Annotated in this window: 15 protein-coding genes; 11 read left to right on the forward strand and 4 right to left on the reverse strand. The window is 68.2% G+C overall.

Annotated features, from left to right (window positions below; translation table 11 throughout):
• Nucleotides 1-166: 166 nt before the first annotated feature.
• Nucleotides 167-1,051 carry an energy transducer TonB gene (locus QRO95_RS21545; protein ID WP_049422140.1) on the reverse strand — a complete coding sequence of 295 codons (885 nt, stop codon included), beginning with the start codon at nt 1,049-1,051 and terminating at the stop codon, nt 167-169.
• Entirely contained in the window at nt 1,051-1,998 is a 948-nt protein-coding gene (gene gshB, locus QRO95_RS21550; RefSeq protein ID WP_049400397.1) for a glutathione synthase, read from the reverse strand. Before gshB ends, QRO95_RS21545 begins: the two co-directional genes overlap by 1 nt.
• 240 nt (nt 1,999-2,238) lie before the next feature.
• Between gshB and pilG the strand changes: the two genes are divergently transcribed.
• From pilG to QRO95_RS21585, 7 genes are all read left to right on the forward strand, one after another.
• On the forward strand, nt 2,239-2,640 hold the full coding sequence (pilG, locus tag QRO95_RS21555; RefSeq protein WP_005418455.1) for a twitching motility response regulator PilG: 402 nt from the start codon (nt 2,239-2,241) through the stop codon (nt 2,638-2,640).
• An 18-nt stretch (nt 2,641-2,658) separates the two neighbouring features.
• Nucleotides 2,659-3,021: a PleD family two-component system response regulator gene (locus QRO95_RS21560; RefSeq protein WP_005410717.1), complete on the forward strand. Its 363-nt coding sequence runs from the start codon at nt 2,659-2,661 to the stop codon at nt 3,019-3,021.
• Nucleotides 3,021-3,551: a chemotaxis protein CheW gene (locus QRO95_RS21565; protein ID WP_005410716.1), complete on the forward strand. Its 531-nt coding sequence runs from the start codon at nt 3,021-3,023 to the stop codon at nt 3,549-3,551. Before QRO95_RS21560 ends, QRO95_RS21565 begins: the two co-directional genes overlap by 1 nt.
• 41 nt (nt 3,552-3,592) lie before the next feature.
• A complete protein-coding gene (locus tag QRO95_RS21570; RefSeq protein ID WP_285303447.1) occupies nt 3,593-5,629 on the forward strand; it encodes a methyl-accepting chemotaxis protein in 2,037 nt (678 codons plus the stop codon).
• A 100-nt stretch (nt 5,630-5,729) separates the two neighbouring features.
• The gene (locus QRO95_RS21575; RefSeq protein ID WP_285303448.1) at nt 5,730-12,422 is read left to right on the forward strand and encodes an Hpt domain-containing protein; all 6,693 of its coding nucleotides are present in this window, start codon (nt 5,730-5,732) and stop codon (nt 12,420-12,422) included.
• Nucleotides 12,409-13,749, forward strand: a complete 1,341-nt coding sequence (locus tag QRO95_RS21580) for a chemotaxis protein CheB (protein WP_285303449.1) — start codon at nt 12,409-12,411, stop codon at nt 13,747-13,749. Before QRO95_RS21575 ends, QRO95_RS21580 begins: the two co-directional genes overlap by 14 nt.
• The gene (locus QRO95_RS21585; protein ID WP_006385148.1) at nt 13,746-14,210 is read left to right on the forward strand and encodes a chemotaxis protein CheW; all 465 of its coding nucleotides are present in this window, start codon (nt 13,746-13,748) and stop codon (nt 14,208-14,210) included. Before QRO95_RS21580 ends, QRO95_RS21585 begins: the two co-directional genes overlap by 4 nt.
• Before the next feature lie 108 nt (nt 14,211-14,318).
• Here QRO95_RS21585 and QRO95_RS21590 read toward each other — a convergent pair whose 3' ends face one another.
• Entirely contained in the window at nt 14,319-15,056 is a 738-nt protein-coding gene (locus QRO95_RS21590) for a 16S rRNA (uracil(1498)-N(3))-methyltransferase (RefSeq protein WP_121504660.1), read from the reverse strand.
• A complete protein-coding gene (gene bioA / locus QRO95_RS21595; protein WP_285303450.1) occupies nt 15,047-16,438 on the reverse strand; it encodes an adenosylmethionine--8-amino-7-oxononanoate transaminase in 1,392 nt (463 codons plus the stop codon). The genes QRO95_RS21590 and bioA overlap by 10 nt, the downstream gene beginning before the upstream one ends.
• Nucleotides 16,439-16,515: 77 nt before the next feature.
• On the opposite strand from bioA, the gene nudE reads away from it, so the two are divergent.
• From nudE to QRO95_RS21615, 4 genes are read left to right on the forward strand one after another with little or no spacing between them, the layout of a single operon-like run.
• Nucleotides 16,516-17,079, forward strand: coding sequence for an ADP compounds hydrolase NudE (gene nudE / locus QRO95_RS21600; protein WP_005418435.1), 564 nt, complete (start codon nt 16,516-16,518; stop codon nt 17,077-17,079).
• Nucleotides 17,076-17,879: a 3'(2'),5'-bisphosphate nucleotidase CysQ gene (gene cysQ, locus QRO95_RS21605; RefSeq protein WP_121504658.1), complete on the forward strand. Its 804-nt coding sequence runs from the start codon at nt 17,076-17,078 to the stop codon at nt 17,877-17,879. Before nudE ends, cysQ begins: the two co-directional genes overlap by 4 nt.
• 13 nt (nt 17,880-17,892) lie before the next feature.
• A complete protein-coding gene (gene mazG, locus QRO95_RS21610; protein WP_285303451.1) occupies nt 17,893-18,732 on the forward strand; it encodes a nucleoside triphosphate pyrophosphohydrolase in 840 nt (279 codons plus the stop codon).
• On the forward strand, nt 18,729-19,058 hold the full coding sequence (locus tag QRO95_RS21615; RefSeq protein WP_032130110.1) for a YnfA family protein: 330 nt from the start codon (nt 18,729-18,731) through the stop codon (nt 19,056-19,058). The genes mazG and QRO95_RS21615 overlap by 4 nt, the downstream gene beginning before the upstream one ends.
• Nucleotides 19,059-19,180 lie beyond the last annotated feature (122 nt).

A 19,180-nucleotide genomic window follows, 5' to 3' on the forward strand; every position in this document is an offset into this window, starting at 1 on the left:
GGCGCCATGGATGGCGCCATCGAGCCCCCATGGACGGGTTTACGGCGTGTCCTGCAAGCCCACACCGCCCCGCCAGGTCCGGCATCTCCGCCGCCGCTTCTGCTGTTGCTTCGGTTGTGGCCGTCGCCTCTGCGGGTCCCGGGCCGCAGGCCCGGGCAACAAAACCCTATCGGTCGTCGTGCAGGGTGCCGCCCGGCAGGAACACCCACGTGCGGGTGACCTGCAGGATATCGATCTCATCCTCGGTCTTCGGCAACGGCGGGAACGGCTGCGCCAGCTTCACCACCCGCAGCGCCGCCTCATCCAGCAACGGCGTCCCGCTCGAACGCAGGATCCGGCTGCTTTCCACGCTGCCATCGCGGCGCACACCCACGCTGATCACCACCTGGCCACCCAGGCGGCGCTGCCGGGCCTCGTCCGGGTAGTTCAGGTTGCCGACGCGCTCGGCGCGATCGACCCAGGCACGCAGGTAGTTGGCATAGGCATATTCGCGCGTGCTGGCCGACACGAACTTGCGGTTCGGACGCTTGGCGTACTGCGCCGAGCGCAGGTGCACTTCGGCGGCCAGGCGCGCCATCTCCACGTCGCGCTGTTCGCGTGCGCTCAAGGGCGCATCCGGTTCGGGCTGATCCGGCGTGGGCCGGGACTGTGCCTGCGCGACCACCTCTTCGCCATTGCGGCTGCTGACCACCCGCGCCTGCGGCGGCGGAACCGGTGCGGCCGATTGCTGCTGCTGCGGAATCGGGCTGATTCCGGACTGGGCCTGCGGCACGATGCCGGCCTGGTTGTCACGCGGACGCTGTGCGCGGTCGTGTTCGCCACCGCCTTCCTGGTTGGCTGCGGCCAGGAAATCAGCCTGCTTCGGCGTCAGTGCGGTGCGGGTCTGGCTGAAGATCACTTCCAGCGTCGGCACCAGCGGCGCATCGCCCTTCACGGCGAAGCCCACGCCCAGGATCAGCAGGGCGTGGACCAGCACCGACAACGCGATGGTCGCCCCCAGCCGTTGCGCTTCGCGCGGCGGCGGGGGCAGTACGGCAGGTGCGGACGGCATCAGCGCAGGCCGGCCTCGAGTGCGTCGAACAGGGTGCCGGCAATGTTCAGGCCGTACTGTGCGTCCAGTTCGCGCACGCAGGTCGGGCTGGTCACGTTGACCTCGGTCAGGTAATCACCGATCACGTCCAGGCCGACGAAGCGCATGCCGCGACGCTTCATCTCCGGCCCGACCTGGGCGGCGATCCAGCGGTCGCGCTCGCTCAGCGGGCGACCTTCACCGCGGCCACCGGCGGCCAGATTGCCGCGGAATTCATCACCCTGCGGGATGCGCGCCAGGCAGTAGTCGACGGGTTCGCCATCGACCAGCAGGATGCGCTTGTCGCCAGCGGTGATGTCGGGAATGAACTTCTGTGCCAGCGCCATCCTGTGGCCGCCGTCGGTCAGGGTTTCCAGGATCACATTCAGGTTCGGATCGCCCTTGCCGCTGCGGAAGATCGAGCGGCCGCCCATGCCATCCAGCGGCTTCAGCACGGCCTGGCCGTGTTCCAGGGCAAAGGCCTTCAGCGCCTTGGCGTCGCGGCTGACCAGGGTCGGCGGGCAGCACTGCGGGAACAGCAGGGCGGCAAGCTTCTCGTTGTAGTCGCGCAGGCCCTGCGGGTTGTTGACCACGCAGGCACCGGCAGCGGCGGCCACGTCCAGCACCTGGGTGTCGTAGATGTACTCGGCGTCGACCGGAGGGTCCTTGCGCATCAGCACGATCTGGCCGGGACCGAACTCGGTACGGCTGAACGCACCCAGCTCATACCAGCCGGCCGGGTCGTCGCGCACCTGCAGCGGTGCGGTCTGGGCCACCGCCACGCCACCTTCCAGGGCCAACCCGCCCGGGCGCACGTAGTGCAGGGCATGGCCGCGGCGCTGGGCTTCCAGCAACATGGCGAAGGTGGTGTCCTTGGCGATCTTGATGTGGGCGATGGGGTCCATCACCACGATGACGTTCAACGGCATGGGCGCACCTGTCTGGCAAGGCGTTGATGGTAGCGGCAACGCCGGTCGCGCGCCTCCCCGCCGTACTGCAACGCAGCGTCCGCCCGGCTGTCGCGCACGCATTGCGAAACCCGTCACGTTCAGGAGGGTGCCATGCCCCGCGCCATGGGGCGGCCTTGAAGCGGGCGCGGAAAGTGCGATATAGATACGCTTTCGTAGCGGCCCCCGCCAGAGATCGGGCCGTGCGCTTGGGGATAGGCAATGACTGAAAACACGACTGCGGGCGGGGAACTCGCAGGACTCCGGGTGATGGTCATCGATGATTCGAAGACCATCCGCAGGACTGCGGAAACGCTGCTCAAGCGCGAAGGCTGCGAGGTGGTCACCGCCACCGACGGCTTCGAAGCGCTTGCGAAGATCGCAGACCAGCAACCGCAGATCATCTTCGTCGACATCATGATGCCGCGCCTGGACGGCTACCAGACCTGTGCGCTGATCAAGGGCAACCAGCTGTTCAAGGCGACCCCGGTCATCATGCTGTCGTCCAAGGATGGCCTGTTCGACAAGGCGCGGGGACGCATCGTCGGCTCGGAGCAGTACCTGACGAAGCCTTTCACGCGTGAAGAACTGCTGGGTGCCATCCGCACATACGTCAACGCCTGACCAGGGGGGAAAGGCACAATGGCTCGTATCGTTCTGATCGAGGATTCACCGACCGACCGCGCGGTGTTCACCCAGTGGCTGCGCCGTGCCGGCCATGAGGTGCTGGAAGCGGACAACGCCGAGGATGGACTGCAGCTGGTCCGCGACCAGGTGCCGCAGCTGGTGCTGATGGACGTGGTCCTGCCCGGCATGAGCGGCTTCCAGGCCACCCGCGCGATGGCCCGTGATGCGGCGATCAAGCACATCCCGGTGATCATCGTCAGCACCAAGGCGATGGAAACCGACAAGGCATGGGGCCTGCGCCAGGGCGCAGCCGATTACATCGTCAAGCCGCCGCGCGAGGATGAACTGATCGCGCGGATCAACGAACTGGTGGCCTGATGCGCTCGCCCTTCGACATTCTCGAAGCCTACGAACGGCGCAGCCTGGCCCATGCGGTGCAGCTGCCCGAACGGCAGTTCGCCCAGGACCTCTGGCGTGGCGTGGGTTACCGCGTCGGCCAGCGCCGGCTGGTGTCCGATTTCCGCGAAGTGGTGGAAATCGTGCCGATGCCGCCGGTCACCCCGGTGCCGTGCGCGCAGCCGTGGCTGCTGGGCGTAGGCAACCTGCGCGGCAACCTGTTCCCGGTGGTCGACCTGAAGTACTTCCTGGAAGGCACGCGCACCGTGCAGCAGGAAGGCCAGCGCGTGCTGATCATGCGCCAGGCGGGTGGCGACGTCGCGCTGACCATCGATGAACTGTTCGGCCAGCGCAGCTTCGAACTGGACCAGCAGATCGCGGCCGGCACGCTGGCCGAAGGACGTTACGGCCACTTCGTCGATCGCGCCTTCCACGCCGACGGCCACGACTGGGGCGTGTTCTCGCTCTCGCTGCTGTCGCGTACCCCTGAATTCCGGCAAGCCGCGGCCTGAGGCCGGGCATCGCCCCCTGCATTGAAGATCGAGGTTGAACGATGAGTACTGCTTCGGACGCCACCAAGACCGGCAAGCTGCGGCTGGGCGGCAGCAACCTCTGGTTGTTCCTGCTGCTGGCATCGATGATCCTGTTCGGCGTCAACACCGGCGTCGCCACCTGGCAGGGCAGTCGCCTGGCCGATGCCGGCTCCAAGGCGGCCGACCTGCAGGTGCTGTCACAGCAGCTGGCCAACCAGGGCCGTGATGCGGTGGGCGGCAACGCGCAGGCGTTCACCGCCTTCAAGGCCACCCGCAACGCGATCGAACAGAACGTGTCGACCCTGCAGGGGCGCTACGGCAAGGAACCGGGCGTGTCCGGTGCGATCGCCACCCTGGCCGAGACCTGGGCGCCGCTGGGCAAGCAGGCCGGGCAGCTGGTCGCCAGCGAGCCCGCCGTGCTGGCGCTGGCCGGCAATGCCAACAACTTCACCGGCGCGGTGCCGGGCCTGCAGGCCCAGCTGAACGAGCTGGTGCGCGCGATGTCCGCCTCGGGCGCGCCGTCGTCGCAGGTGTACAGCGCACTGCAGCAGGTCGTGGTGGCCGGTTCGATGGCCCGCCGCGTGACCGAAATGCGTGCCGGTGGCAGCGCCGCTGCCACCTCGGGCGATGCACTGGCACGCGACATTACCGTGTTCTCGCAGGTGCTCGACGGCCTGCGCAACGGCAACGAGGAACTGGGCATCACCGCCGTGCGCGGTGCCGCCGCCGTGGCCGCGCTGGAGCAGTCGCAGCAGAAGTGGGAGGCAATGAAGCAGGACGCCGATGCGATCCTGGCCAGCTCGCGCCAGCTGTTCGCCGCCCAGTCCGCCGCCACCGCGCTGGGCCAGGGTTCGGCGCACATGCTGGACGACAGCCGCAAGCTGTTCGAGGCGTTCTCCTCGTTCGGCTCGGTGTCCGATACCCGCCTGTTCCCGAACTTCTGGATCGGCGTGGTGTCCGGTGCGCTGTCGCTGATCGCGATCAGCGGCTTCGTCTCCACCAACGTGCGCAGCCGCTCGCGCGAGCAGGAACTGCGCTACCAGACCCAGGTGGAATTCAACAGCCGCAACCAGCAGGCGATCATGCGGTTGCTGGACGAAATCTCCTCGCTGGGTGAGGGCGACCTGACCGTGAAGGCCTCGGTGACCGAGGACATGACCGGCGCCATCGCCGACGCGATCAACTACGCGGTGGACGAGCTGCGCCACCTGGTGACCACCATCAACGACACCTCGGCCAAGGTCGCGCTGTCCACCCAGGAAACCCAGGCCACCGCCATGCAGCTGGCAGAGGCGGCGGGCCATCAGGCCAACCAGATCACCTCGGCCTCGGACCGCATCGGTGAAATCGCGGCGAGCATCGAACAGGTGTCGCGCAACTCGGCCGAGTCGGCCGACGTGGCACAGCGCTCGGTGGTGATCGCTGCCGAAGGTGCCGGCGTGGTGCGCGAGACCATCCAGGGCATGGACCAGATCCGTGACCAGATCCAGGAAACCTCCAAGCGCATCAAGCGCCTGGGCGAGTCGTCGCAGGAAATCGGCTCGATCGTGGAACTGATCAACGACATTTCCGAGCAGACCAACATCCTGGCATTGAACGCGGCGGTGCAGGCGGCTTCGGCCGGTGAAGCGGGCCGCGGTTTCGCGGTCGTGGCCGACGAAGTGCAGCGCCTGGCAGAACGCACCTCGGGCGCAACCCGACGCATCGAGAACCTGGTGCAGGCCATTCAGGCCGATACCAACGAAGCGGTCACCTCGATGGAACAGACCACCGCCGAAGTGGTGTCCGGTGCACGCCTGGCCGAGGACGCCGGCACCGCACTGACCGAAATCGAGCGCGTGTCCAATGCACTGAACACCCTCATCAAGAACATCTCCATCGCCGCCCAGCAGCAGTCGGCTGCGGCCTCGGACATCACCCGCACCATGGGCGTGATCCGGCAGATCACCGGCCAGACCTCGCAGGGTGCCGGGCAGACCGCCGAATCGATCGGTCACCTCGCGCAGCTGGCGGCCGACCTGCGTCGTTCGGTCGCCGACTTCAAGCTGCCGGCGTGACGCGGGCAGGGCGGCGAGCAAGGAACCAGTAGATGAAGCATTTCCATTCCCCACGCCAGAACTCGCGCGGCTTCCGCGCGGCGGCGAACGGAGCGCGTCCATGAGCAGTCTGCGCGATGCGATGAGCCACGCAGCGCTGGGCTGGGTCAAGCCCGAGCTGGACGAGACCCTGCGCCAGGTGCGCAACGAGGTCGAGTACTACGCGGAAGACCCGGCCGATGCCAGCCGCATGCGCATCTGCGCCGGCTACTTGCACCAAGTGCAGGGCACCCTGCGCATGGTCGAGCTGTACGCCCCGGCGATGGTGGCCGAGGAGCTTGAACAGCTGGCCAATGCCATCGGCGCCGGTAGCGTGGCTGATCGGGATGAAGCCTGCGCGACCCTGATGCGTGGCAGCGTGCTGCTGCCCGACTACCTGGAGCGGCTGCAGAACGGCCACCGCGACATTCCGATCGTGCTGATGCCGCTGCTCAACGAAATCCGTGCCGCGCGTGGCGAAGAGGGCGTGCATGACAGCGTGCTGCTGGCGTTCGCGCCGGACAGCGTCAGCGCCACCGAGGCCGAGCTGGACCATGCCCGTGGCAGCCTGAGCGGGCGCAACCGCGAGCTGCTGGATACCGTGGGCAGCGCGGTGAAGGAAGAACTGCTGCGCATCAAGGATGCGCTGGACCTGCACCTGCGTACTGGCGGTGCGCCCGAACAGCTGCAGACCCAGGCCAACGAACTTGGCGCCGTGGCCGATACGCTGGGCATGATGGGCTTGGGCGTTGCCCGCGGGGTGGTCGTGCAGCAGCGCGATGCGCTGCGTGGCGTGGTCGAAGGGCGCCAGCAGATCGACGAGAACCTGCTGCTGGATATCGCCGGCGCATTGCTCTACGTGGACGCGTCGCTGGACGACCAGGTCGCCCATCTGGGCGCCGGCGGCAGTGGCGAAGATGACCCCAGCGCGGTGGAGAACCGCCGCACGGTGGAGGTGCTGGCACATGAGGCCATCGCCAACTTCGCCGCCGCCCGCGAGCATTTCGTCGCTTTCATTGAAACCAGCTGGAACCATGCCGAGCTGCAGGACGTGCCGCGCCTGCTGGGCGATGTCTCCGGTGCGCTGCGCATGCTCGACCTGAACACCGCCGCCGATTACCTGCGCGGTGTGCAGCAGTACATCGAAGCCGAGCTGATCGGTCGCCAGCGCGTGCCCAGTGGCCGCCAGCTGGACACCCTGGCCGATGCCATGGCCAGCCTGGAGTACTACCTCGAGGCTCTGCGCGACCGCCGCCCGGGCCGCGAGGACATCCTCGACATCACCCGCAGCAGCCTTGAAGCGCTGCGCTATTGGCCGTTGCCGGACCGCAATGCAGTGGAGCCTGTTGCCGCCGCGCCGATTCCGTTCGCATCGCTGCTGGTGGACCGCGAGCCGATCGCGCTGCAGACCGAGCCGGTACAGCCGGAGCCCATCGAGATTCCGGTGCAGCCGGCCGCGCCCGCCGCCGGCAGGGTGCCGGTGCCGCTGCCGGACTTCACCTTCGATCCGCCACCGGCCGCGCCTGCACCGGAGGTGGTGGACAATCGCCTGATGTTCGGGGCGCTGGGGAGTGTCGCCTCCACACCGCTGTCGCTGCATGACGACGCGGATGCACCGCTGGTCTTCGCCGCGTCCAGCGCGCCTGCGCCCGAGGTACCGCAATGGGATCTCGCACCGTTCCATCCGGACTCCGAGCCGACCGCGAGTGCCGAAGACGAGCGCAGTCCGACCTTCGCCAGCTTCGACCCGGTCAGTTTCGAACGGGCCGAAACCAGCGTGGAACCGGCGCCGCAGTGGACACTGTCGGAGGCAACACCGCCGGCATTGGCCGATGTGGCTGTGATGGATGTCGAGGACGACGTCGACGCGTCGGTGCCCTTTGACACCGCTGACGTTGCCGCGCCCGTGTTCGACCCGGTGGCTGCCGAGCACGATGTGGTCGCCGCCGGTGACGACGTGGTGTTCCGTTTCGACGCCGATGCGCTGGACAATGCCGACGACGTGCTGTCGCTGCACGCGATGGAGACGCTGTCGCTGGACGACGACGCCGGATTGCACCCGGCGCTGGAGATCGTCGATCCCGCTGCACCCGTGCGGGTGGACGAAAGCCCTGCGGTTGCCGAAGCGGACGCGGTTCCGGCGGATGTGCAGGAGGACGTGCCCGCGCCGATGGCCGAGGTGCTGACGCCGGTCTCCGATGCACCGGCACCGGCGGTGTCGGTGATTGATATCGACACCATCGCGCCCATCGACTTCAGCGAAGCCGACGCGCAGTTCTTCGCCGAGCTGAGCGCCGCGGCGGCCGACTTCAATCCGCAGGCCATGGCGGCTCCGCCCGCTGCGGACATCCCGGTCGTGGCCGGGACCGAGGCCGGCTTCGAGGCCGGCTTCGACGACGATGCCGAGAACATCGACGAGGACATCCGCGAGGTGTTCCTGGAAGAGTTCGACGATGAGCTGGCCAACCTGGGCACGCTGCTGCCCGCATGGCGCACGCAGCTGGACAACATGGACCGGCTGCGGCCGATCCGCCGCATCTTCCACACCCTCAAGGGCAGTGGCCGCCTGGTGGGTGCACGCACCCTGGGCGAGTTCGCCTGGAAGATCGAAGGCATGCTCAATCGCGTGCTCGATGGCAGTCGCCCGGCGACTCCGGCGGTGTTGGCGATGGTCGACAACGCCCATGCCGCGCTGCCGCAGCTGAACGCCGCGCTGCGCCATGGCCAGCGCATCAGCGTGGACCTGCAGGCGATGCAGGCCATTGCCGATCGGGTCGGTGCCGGCGAGGAGACCTTCTACGTGCCGTTGCCGGCTGCGGCCGCACCGGCAGCGACACTGGCCGAGTCCGAAGGCGAAGACGAAATCAGCCGCCTGCTGGAAGCCGAGGCCGCTGCGTCGGCGCAGGCCGATGCCACGGCGGTGGCGGAAGACGCCGGTACCCCGGCCAACATCGACAGCGTACTGCGCGAGATCCTCGAGGCCGAGGTCGAAGTCCACCAGGCGACCCTGCAGGAATGGCTGCGTTCGGCGCAGCAGGCACCGCAGCCGGTCAGCGACGCACTGCTGCGTGCGGTGCACACCATGAACGGCGCCTTCGCGATGACCGAAGTGCCGGAAATCACGGCGGTCACCGGCGGTGCCGAGTCCTACATCAAGCGCGCACTGGCCGCCGGCGTGGTGCCTGGCGACGAGGGCGTAGCCGCACTGGATGCGACCGCGCAGGCGATCACCGCGACCATGGAGGCGCTGCAGGCCGAACAGCCGCGGATTGTTCCGCAGGGCGCGCTGGTGCAGCGGCTGCAGGCATTGGCCGGCGAGCTGCCGGAAGCGCGCTGGCCGCTGTTCGCGCTGGAAGACGAGGACGAAGAGGGCGTCGAGCTGGCGCCTGATGCCGAGCAGGCATCCGCGGCCGAAGCGCTGCTGGCCGGGCTGGACACGCTGGACGAAACCAGCATGCCGTCCGCTTTCGATGCGGCGACCGATTTCATTGCCGAGCCGCAGTCGCATGCCGAAGATGCGCTGGAACCGGTTCCAGCTGCAACCGGGCTGGAGGTGCTGGACGTCGCAGCCGACAGCGGCCTGGACGTGGGTGAGCTGACCGCCAGCGACGATCTTTCGCGTTACTTCGACGCCGGCTGGCCGTCGGTGCCGGGCGAGGGTGAACCTGCCGCGGACGACACCGGCGCGATTGAATCGATCCAGCCGATTGAAAGTGCGCCTGATGTTGCCCAGCACGAATCAGATGCCGTGCCGGCGATCGCGACGGTCGACGACGCTGACCTGACCATGGCGGACGATCTGTCGCCGTACCTCGACGCCAGTGCGCTGCCGGTGGATGACCGCGACGCGGAAGAGTTGCCGGTGTCTGCGGAAGTTGACGCGATCGACCTGAATACGCCGTTGCCGTTTGATTCGGACAGTGACGATGACAACGTCATTGACGACGCTGCTGCACTGCCACTCGACAGCGAGCTGTCGAGCCTGCAGGATGAAATGGCTGTGCCGGGTTTTGCAGAACCGGTCACGCTGGCAGCCGCGCTCGAGGCCGGCCTGCACGTGATCGAGGAGGAGCAGACCCTGGACGACGACGGGCAATGGCCCGTGATCGGCCTCCAGGCCAGCGAACTCGCGCCGGGTGAGGCAGATGCCTTTGCCGAGGATGCGGACGTCGGCGGGGAGGCGGCGGTCGGTGAAGGAGAGAGCGCCGATCAGCCGTCCCCGGCGACGGTGATTGAGGAGATCACCGCGGAGGCGCCGCAGGGCGGCACTGCTGCGGTGCGCTTCTTCGAAATGGAAGACGCACCGGGCCAGGGCACGGTCGATACCGATGCACAGGTTGCAGCGACCGACATCGTGCCGCGTGCGCCGCACCACGAGCAGGCACCTGTTGCGGCGGATGCCGAGGACGGCGCCGATGCACTCGACTTCAGCGTGTACGACCGCGAGCTGGTCGATATCTTTGTCGAGGAAGGCAAGGACCTGCTCGACCACTGCGATGGCCTGATCAGCGAACTGCGCGATGCACCGCAGGACCGCGAGGTGCTGGCCGGCCTGCAGCGTGATCTGCACACCCTGAAGGGTGGCGCACGCATGGCTGGCATCAATGCCATCGGCGACCTTGGCCACAGCATCGAATCGCTGCTGGAGGCGGTGGCCGCTGGCCGTACCGAGATCGAACGTCGCGACGTGCAGCTGCTGGAGCGTGGCTTTGACCGCCTGCACCAGCTGCTCACCCGCACCGGCGCGCACCGCGTGGTGGAGCCGGCGCAGGATCTGGTCGAAGCCTTCGAGGTCCGCACCACCATCGATATCGCCGCAGCCGCTGCGGCCGCGCGTGCGGCCAGCGAGATCGAGACCGTGCCCGCACAGGCCGCGGGCCCACTGGCGGCCCCGATCGAAGCGCCGCTGTCGGCTCCGCTTCCGGCCGAGGGCGTGGTCGATGAAGATCCGCTGGCGCGTCCGCAGCAGGAGCAGGTGCGCGTGCGTGCCGACCTGCTCGACCGCCTGGTCAACCATGCCGGTGAAGTGGCGATCTACCGCTCGCGGCTTGAACAGCAGCTGGGTGCCTTCCGTGGTGCCATGGGCGAACTGGAGCGCACCAATGCGCGACTGCGCGACCAGCTGCGGCGACTCGACCTGGAAACCGAGGCGCAGATCGTCGCCCGCTACCAGCGCGAACAGGACCAGGCCGACCAGAAGTTCGATCCGCTGGAGCTGGACCGCTTCTCCACCCTGCAGCAGCTCAGCCGTGCGCTGAACGAGTCGGCGGCCGACCTGGGGGGCCTGCAGGGCGTGCTGGACGATCTGTCGCGCCAGTACGATTCGCTGCTGCAGCAACAGTCGCGCGTCAGCTCCGAGCTGCAGGATGGCCTGATGCGCGCGCGCATGGTGCCGTTCGATGGCCTGGTGCCGCGCCTGCGCCGCGTGGTCCGCCAGTCCGGCATGGATACCGGCAAGCAGGTCCACCTGACCCTGGAAGGAACCCACGGCGAACTGGACCGCAACGTCCTCGACCGCATGGTCGCGCCGCTGGAACACATGCTGCGCAACTCCGTGGCCCATGGCCTGGAAGCGCCGGAACAGCGCCGCGCCGCCGGCAAGCCGGAGGAGGGCGAGATCGCCATCCGCCTGCACCGCGAAGGTTCGGAAATCGTGCTGGAAGTGGCCGATGACGGTGCTGGCCTGGACCGCGAGGCGATCCGCCGCCGCGCCATCGACCGTGGCCTGCTGGCCGCCGATGCGCAGCCGAACGAGCAGGAGCTGGACAACCTGATCTTCGCGTCCGGCTTCACCACCGCCGACCAGGTCAGCCAGCTGGCTGGTCGTGGCGTGGGCATGGACGTGGTGCGCAACGAAGTGCGCCAGCTCGGTGGCTCGGTCGACATCCAGTCGGTGCGGGGCCAGGGCGTACGCTTCACCCTGCGCCTGCCGCAGACGCTGGCCGTCACCCAGGCGGTGTTCGTGCAGATCGGCGAAACCACCTTCGCGGTGCCGGTGGCCTCGGTCAGTGGTATCGGCCGCCTGTCGCGCGAGCGTTTCGAAGCCGCCGACAGCAGCTACCGTTACAGCGGCGAAGACTATCCGCTGTACGACCTCGGCAGCCTGGTCGGGCAGGCCCCGGCGCGTGCCGATGGCCAGGACCAGGTGCCGCTGCTGCTGGTCCGTGCCGGTGATCTGCGTGCCGCCGTGGCGATCGACCAGGTGCTGGGCAACCGCGAAATCGTGGTCAAGCCGGTCGGCCTGCAGATCGCGTCGGTGCCGGGCATCTACGGCGCGACCATCACCGGCGATGGCCGCGTGGTGGTGATCCTGGACGTGGCGCCGCTGGTGCGCCGCTTCCTCGCCAACCCGACGCTGCCTGTGCTGGCCAACGCACCGCGCCAGGAGCGCCAGGTGCCGCTGGTGATGGTGGTCGACGACTCGCTGACGATGCGCAAGGTCACCGGCCGCATCCTCGAACGCCACAACTTCGAGGTCAGCGTCGCCCGCGACGGCGTGGAAGCGCTGGAACGCCTGGAAGAGCGCGTGCCGGACCTGATGCTGCTGGATATCGAGATGCCGCGCATGGATGGCTACGAGCTCGCCACCGCGATGCGTGCCGACCCGCGCTACAGGGACGTGCCGATCGTGATGATCACTTCGCGCAGCGGTGACAAGCACCGCCAGCGCGCCTTCGAGATCGGTGTCCAGCGTTACCTGGGCAAGCCGTACCAGGAACTGGACCTGATGCGTAACGTGTACGACCTGCTGGGGATCGCCCGTGTCCGTGAGTGAAACCCAAGCGGCTCCGGCCGTGGCCCTGCTGGCCCGTCCCGGCGCGGCGCGTGAGCGCCTGCGTGAGGCGTTGTCGCACGCCGATGTGCAGCTGGTGCTGGAAGATGATCCCAACACGCTGGAGGCGCGGGTCCTGCAGGAGGCGCGCCCACAGTTCGTGGTGATCGCGCTGGAAGCCGCCATCGAGGACGCCTTGGAGCGCCTGGAAGCGGTGCTGTCCGCACCGGGTCTGACCCTGGTCTTCGACGAGGCCGAACTGGCTGCACGTCGTGATGGCTGGGAGGCTCAGCGCTGGGGCCGTCATCTGTCCGCCAAGCTGCATGGCCACCAGCAGGTGTTGCCGCCGGGGGCCGAAGAAGAACCCAGCCTGCAGTTGGAGCCGGGCCACCCGGCACCGGCACCGGCGCCGCAGGAAGAAGCGCTGCAGCCGCACCTGGAGCAGGCATTGAGCTGGGCTGACGAGGTCCCCGCTGACACTCTGTACTCGCCGCCTGCGCAGCTGCACGAACCGATCGCGCTGGAACAGGCGCTGGCGGCCTTGCAGCCGGTGGTGCCTGAGCGGCTGGAGGCCCCCGCACTGCCGTCGCTGGCAGAGACCGCGTCCGCAGCACCGCCGCTACCGCCGGTCTCCTTCGACCACACCGCCTGGTCGCTGGTCGAGGACGAGGCCGATGCCTCGGCAACCGCTCCGCACCACGCTGCCGTGGAGGCTCCGCTGCCTTCCTTCGATACCGGTCATCTGAGTCTGGTCGATCTGGACGCTGCTGCGCCCGTGGGCGCACGCGCCGGATCGCTGCTGGTGCTGGCCGGCATCGGTGGCCCGGATGCGCTGCGTCGCCTGCTCGGCGCGCTGCCGCCTTCGCTGAGCGTGCCCGTCCTGGTGCACATGCGCCTGGATGGCGGGCGCTACGGCAACCTGGTCAAGCAGATGGCACGCGTGTCGCCGTTGCCGGTGCAGCTGGCTGAAGCCGGCCAGCGTGCAACTCCGGGTGAAGTGCACGTGCTGGCCGATGACATCGGCGTGCAGGCAGCCAGTGACGGCCTGCATTTCGTCAGCGACGCGCAGGGCATTGCGATTGCCGCGCTGCCAGCTGATCACACCGCGCTGGTCCTGCTCAGCGGCGCTGACCTTGCGCATGTTGGTCCGGCGCTGGATCTGGCCGCCGCCGGTGCATGGGTGGCCGGGCAGGTGGGCGAGGGCTGCTACGACCCGGCTGCAGCCACGGCGGTGGTTGCTGCCGGCATGGTGGCCGGTGAACCGCAGGAACTGGCGCAGGCGATTGCCGCGCGCTGGGGTGAGCAGGACGACAACGGAGAAGCACCATGAGCTATGCCAGCAATGACGAAATCCGTGGCGTCCTGATCCAGGCCGGCAACGCGCGCGTGCTGCTGCCCAATGCCACCGTGGCCGAAATGATGTCGCGCGTGCCGGTGCAGCCGGTCTCCGATGCGCCGCGCTGGCTGGTGGGCGAGATCGGCTGGCACGGCTGGCAGGTGCCGCTGGTGTCGTTCGCACGTCTTTCGGGACTGGGCGAAGAAGCCGTGGGCGGCCACAACAAGGTGGTGGTGCTGAAGGCCCTCAGCGGCAACGCGCAGCGTCCGTACTACGCGCTGCTGACGCAGAACTTCCCGCAGCTGATTTCGGTGCCGCGCGACGGCCTGCTGGCTGACGCCTCGGAAGAAACCCTGCCGGACATCGTGCACATGCGTGTGCTGCTGGGCGAGCAGAGCGCGCTGCTGCCGAACCTGGACGCGCTGGAAGCCGCCCTGGATTCGCTGGCGGCCTGATCGGACATCCGCCGGGCATTTTGAATTCCTGGTAGTGCCGGCCGCTGGCCGGCATCCACGGAATCATGCGGTTGCCGGCCAGCGGCCGGCACTATCAGGAATCGGGCCTTATCCCAGATCCCCCAACCGCGCCTGCAGTGCTGCAATCGCGGCCAGGCCGGCCGTTTCCGTGCGCAGGATGCGCGGGCCCAGCTGTAGGCCCTGGAATCCTGCCGCCGCCAACTGATCACGGTCGCGTGGCGACCACCCACCTTCCGGGCCGATCGCGATCACGATGCCGCCTGCCGGAGCGGCCGCCAGCGTCGACAAGCGATGTGTGCCCTGCGGATCCAGGGTCAACCGCAGCGTATCCACCGGCAGTGCCGCTGCCGCCTGCGCCAGCGACAGCGGTGATCCCACCTGCGGAATGCGCGCGCGCCCGGACTGGCCGCAGGCCGAGGTCACCACGTTGTTCCAGTGCGCCACGCGCTTCTCCGCCCGTGCTGCATCCAGCTTCACCTCGGTGCGCTCGGCGTTGACCGGAATGATCGCCGCCACGCCCAGTTCGGTGGCTTTCTGCAGGATCAGGTCCATCTTCTCGCCACGGGCGATGCCCTGCAGCAGGGTGATCGCCAGCGGCGATTCGTTGTCGATGGCCTGCACGGCGTCGATGCGCACCTGCACTTCGCGCTTGCCGGCCACGGTCAGCGTGGCGCTGTAGTCATGGCCGTCGCCGTTGAACAGCACACAGGTATCGCCCTCGCGCAGGCGCATCACCCGTACCAGGTGGTTGGCGGTCTCTTCCGGCAGGGTCACGGTCTGGCCGCTGTGCAGCGCCAGGTCGATGGGGCAGCGGGTCACGCGCATGCAATCGCCTCGTCAATCGCCGCCAGCGTGGTATGTGCCAGCAGCTCCAGTTGTTCGTCATCCACGCAGTAGGGTGGCATCCAGTACAGCACGTCGCCCAGCGGACGCAGTACCACACCGCGCTTCAGCGCGGCCTTGTAGGCGTGCAGGCCCAGCCGCATGGCCGGGTCGAACGGTGTGCGCTTGTTGCCATCGCGCGACAGCTCGAACGCCACCACCATGCCGGCCTGGCGCACGTCGGCCACGTGCGGATGGTCGCTGAACGGTGCGGCCAGCGTGCCCATCACCGAGGCGATGCCGCGGTTGCGCGCGATCACATCGTCGTCGCGGAAGATGTCCAGCGTCGCCAGCGCGGCCGCGCAGGCCAGCGGGTTGCCGGTGTAGCTGTGCGAATGCAGGAAGGCGCGCTCGCGCGAGTCGTCGAGGAACGCGTCGTACAGGGCCTGCGTGGCCAGTACCGCGGCAAGCGGCAGGAAGCCGCCGGTCAGGCCTTTCGAGAGGCACATCAGGTCCGGCATCACCCCGGCCTGCTCGCAGGCGAACAGGGTGCCGGTGCGGCCGAAACCGGTGGCGATCTCGTCGGCGATCATGAATGCACCGTGCGCATCACACAGTTCGCGAACCCGCTGCAGGTACACCGGATCGTGCATGCGCATGCCGCCCGCGCACTGCAGGCGTGGCTCCAGGATCACCGCACAGATCTCGCCCGGATGCTGGTCGAACAGTGTGGCCAGGCCATCGGCGGCCTGGCGCGCGCGATCGGCGGCGCTCTGGCCGGGCTCGGCCAGGTAAGCGTCGGGCGAGGGCGCGAACAGCCCTTCGGCCAGCAGCGGCGCATAGACGCGGCGATACAGCGGGATGTCACCCAGCGCCAGCGCGCCCAGGGTCTCGCCGTGGTAGCCGTTCTCCAGTGCGATGAACCGCGTGCGCCGCGGCTCGCCACGGTTCTGGAAATACTGGAAGGCCATCTTCAGCGCCACTTCCACGCCGGCCGAGCCGTTGTCAGCGTAGAACACCTTGGCCAGCGGTTCGCGGCCAGGCTGGCGCGGGGCCAGCGCCAGCAGGCGTTCGGCCAGGGTGATGGCTGGCTCATGACCGAAGCCGGCCAGCATCACCTGTTCCAGCTGCGTGGCCTGGGCGGCGATGGCACCACCGATGCGCGGTTCGGCATGACCGAACAGGTTGGTCCACCAGCTGCTGACCGCGTCCAGGTAGCGATTGCCGTCGTGGTCGATCAGCCAGGCACCTTCGCCGCGGGCGATCGGCACCAGCGGCAGGGTGTGCGGATGCTCGCGCATCTGCGTGCAGGGGTGCCACAGCACCTGCAGGTCGCGCTGCCGCCAATGGCGGGCCAGCGGGGAGGGGGTTGGGTCTGCTAGCATTTCGGGCTCATGAACATGTTGCTGCCTGCACATTCTATCGGCCCCGGCGCAGGCGCCGGCCGCCGCGGAGATTCCGCATGAACGATGACCGTGCCGGCCGTCGCTTGCCGATCATCCATCGGATCACCGATGAGGAGAACGGTCCCTTCCAGCGCCAGCACCTGGACCTGGAGTTCTCCAACGGCGAACGCCGCCGCTTCGAGCGGCTGGTCAGCCGGGGGCATGGCGCGGTGGTGGTGGTGCCGATGCTCGACGACGAAACCGTGCTGCTGGTACGTGAATACGCCGCCGGCATGCACCGCTACGAACTGGGCCTGGTCAAGGGCCGGATCGATGCCGGCGAGACCCCCGAGCAGGCCGCCGACCGCGAACTGAAGGAAGAGGCCGGTTACGGCGCGCGCCGGGTGGATGTGCTGCGCGCGATGACCCTGGCCCCGACCTACATGAGCCACCAGTCGTGGCTGGTGGTGGCGCGCGACCTGTACCCGGAAAAGCTGGCCGGCGACGAGCCGGAAGAGCTGGAAGTCGTCCCGTGGAAGCTGGCCGAGCTGGACCAGCTGATGCTGCGCGAGGACTTCTCCGAGGGACGCTCGCTGGCAGCGCTGTTCATCGCCCGCCAGTGGCTGCAGGGAACGCGATGATCAAACTGACCACGGACCTGCGCGAGACCGCCATCGCCATTGCCCAGGAAGCCGGACAGGCCATCATGCAGGTCTATGCCGATGGCTTCGACGTGCAGATCAAGGACGACAACAGCCCGGTTACCAGTGCCGACCTGGCGGCCAACCAGGTCATTGAACAGGGCCTGCAGCAGCTGACCCCGGATCTGCCGATCCTGTCCGAGGAATCGGCGCAGGTCCCCTGGGAGCAGCGCCGCCACTGGGGCGCCTACTGGCTGGTCGATCCGCTCGATGGCACCCGTGAGTTCGTCAAGCGCAACGGCGAGTTCAGCGTCAACATCGCGCTGATCTACCAGGGCGCACCGGCCTTCGGCGTGGTGCTGGCCCCGGTGACGGGCATCGTCTGGCATGCCATGCGTGGTGAGCTGGCATACCGTCGCCAGGGCCTGCACGACACCGTGCTGCGCACCCGCACGCCGGCCACCGCACCGCTGCGGGTTGCCGCCAGCCGCTCGCACCGCTCACCGGAAACCGAGGCGCTGCTGGCGCGCATGGGCCGCATCGAGACCATCGCGCAGGGCTCGTCGCTGAAATTCTGCCGGATCGCCGAAGGTGGCCTGGATGTCTATCCGCGTCTGGGCCCGACCTCCGAATGGGATACCGCCGCCGGCCAGTGCGTACTGCACGCCGCCGGCGGTGCGGTACTGTCGGCAGCGACCGGCAAGCCGTTCCGCTACAACCGCCGCGAGACCCTGTTGAACGGCGATTTCATTGCCCTTGGTGACACCAGCCTGCCGTGGCGCGACTGGTTGTCCGACTGACCCTGGAGGCCGCATGAGCGCGCATGACACCCCCATCGCCGGCAGTGCCGCCAGCAACGAATTGGAACGCCTGCTGTCGATCATGGCGCGCCTGCGCGATCCGCAGGGTGGCTGCCCCTGGGACCTGGAGCAGAACTTCGCGACCATTGCCCCGTACACCATCGAGGAAGCCTACGAGGTGGCCGATGCCATCGATCGGGGCGACCTCGATGATCTCTGCGATGAGCTGGGCGACCTGCTGCTGCAGGTGGTGTTCCATGCGCGCATGGCCGAGGAGCAGGGCGCCTTCGCCTTCGCCGAGGTCGCGCGCGCGATCAGCGACAAGATGCAGCGCCGCCATCCGCACGTGTTCGCCGATGTCAGCGTCGATGACGCCGACGGGGTGACGCGCAACTGGGATGCGATCAAGCGTGCCGAGCGTGCCGCCAAGGGCGAGCAGGACACCTCCGCATTGGCCGGCATCTCGCGTGGCCTGCCCGAATGGCAGCGAGCGGTGAAGCTGCAGTCGCGCGCGGCCAAGGTCGGTTTCGACTGGCCGGGCCCGTTGCCGGTGCTGGACAAGGCGGCGGAGGAACTGCAGGAGCTGCGCGAGGAGTTCGAGCGCGGCGACATTGCCGGCAACAAGGCGCGCCTGCAGGAAGAGCTGGGCGACCTGCTGTTCGTCTGCGCCAACCTGGCGCGCCACGCCGATATCGATCTGGGTGCGGCGCTGCGCGGGGCCAACCACAAGTTCGAACGGCGCTTCCGTGCGATGGAAGCGCAGGCTGACGCCCATGGTGGAGCGCTGGCGTCGATGGACCTGGATGCGCAGGAAGCACTGTGGCAGCACGCCAAGGCGGCGGAGAAGGCGTGAAGACGCTCGCGCTGTTCCTGCTGACCGCGCTGGCCGAAATTGTCGGCTGCTACCTGCCGTGGTTGTGGCTGCGCAAGGGCGGCAGCGTGTGGCTGCTGCTGCCGGCTGCCGCCAGCCTGGCCCTGTTCGCCTGGCTGCTGACCCTGCACCCGACCGCCAGTGGCCGGGTCTATGCGGCCTACGGGGGTGTCTACATCGGCACCGCGCTGTTCTGGCTGTGGCTGGTCGATGGCATCCGCCCCAGCCGCTGGGACCTGTTCGGCGCAGCCCTGTGCCTGGCCGGCATGGCGGTGATCATGTTCGGGCCGCGCACGCCCCCGGTGTAGCGTCGAGCCATGTTCGGCCGCTTCGGCTTTTGTAGCGTCGAGCCATGCTCGACGGCTTCCGCTCTTATGTAGAGTCGAGATCCTATGTTCGTGGTCAAGCCTGCTGGAAGCAGGCTTGACCC

Origin of the sequence: Stenotrophomonas maltophilia group sp. Smal13, assembly GCF_030236855.1 — a bacterium.
Taxonomy (GTDB): domain Bacteria; phylum Pseudomonadota; class Gammaproteobacteria; order Xanthomonadales; family Xanthomonadaceae; genus Stenotrophomonas; species Stenotrophomonas maltophilia_A.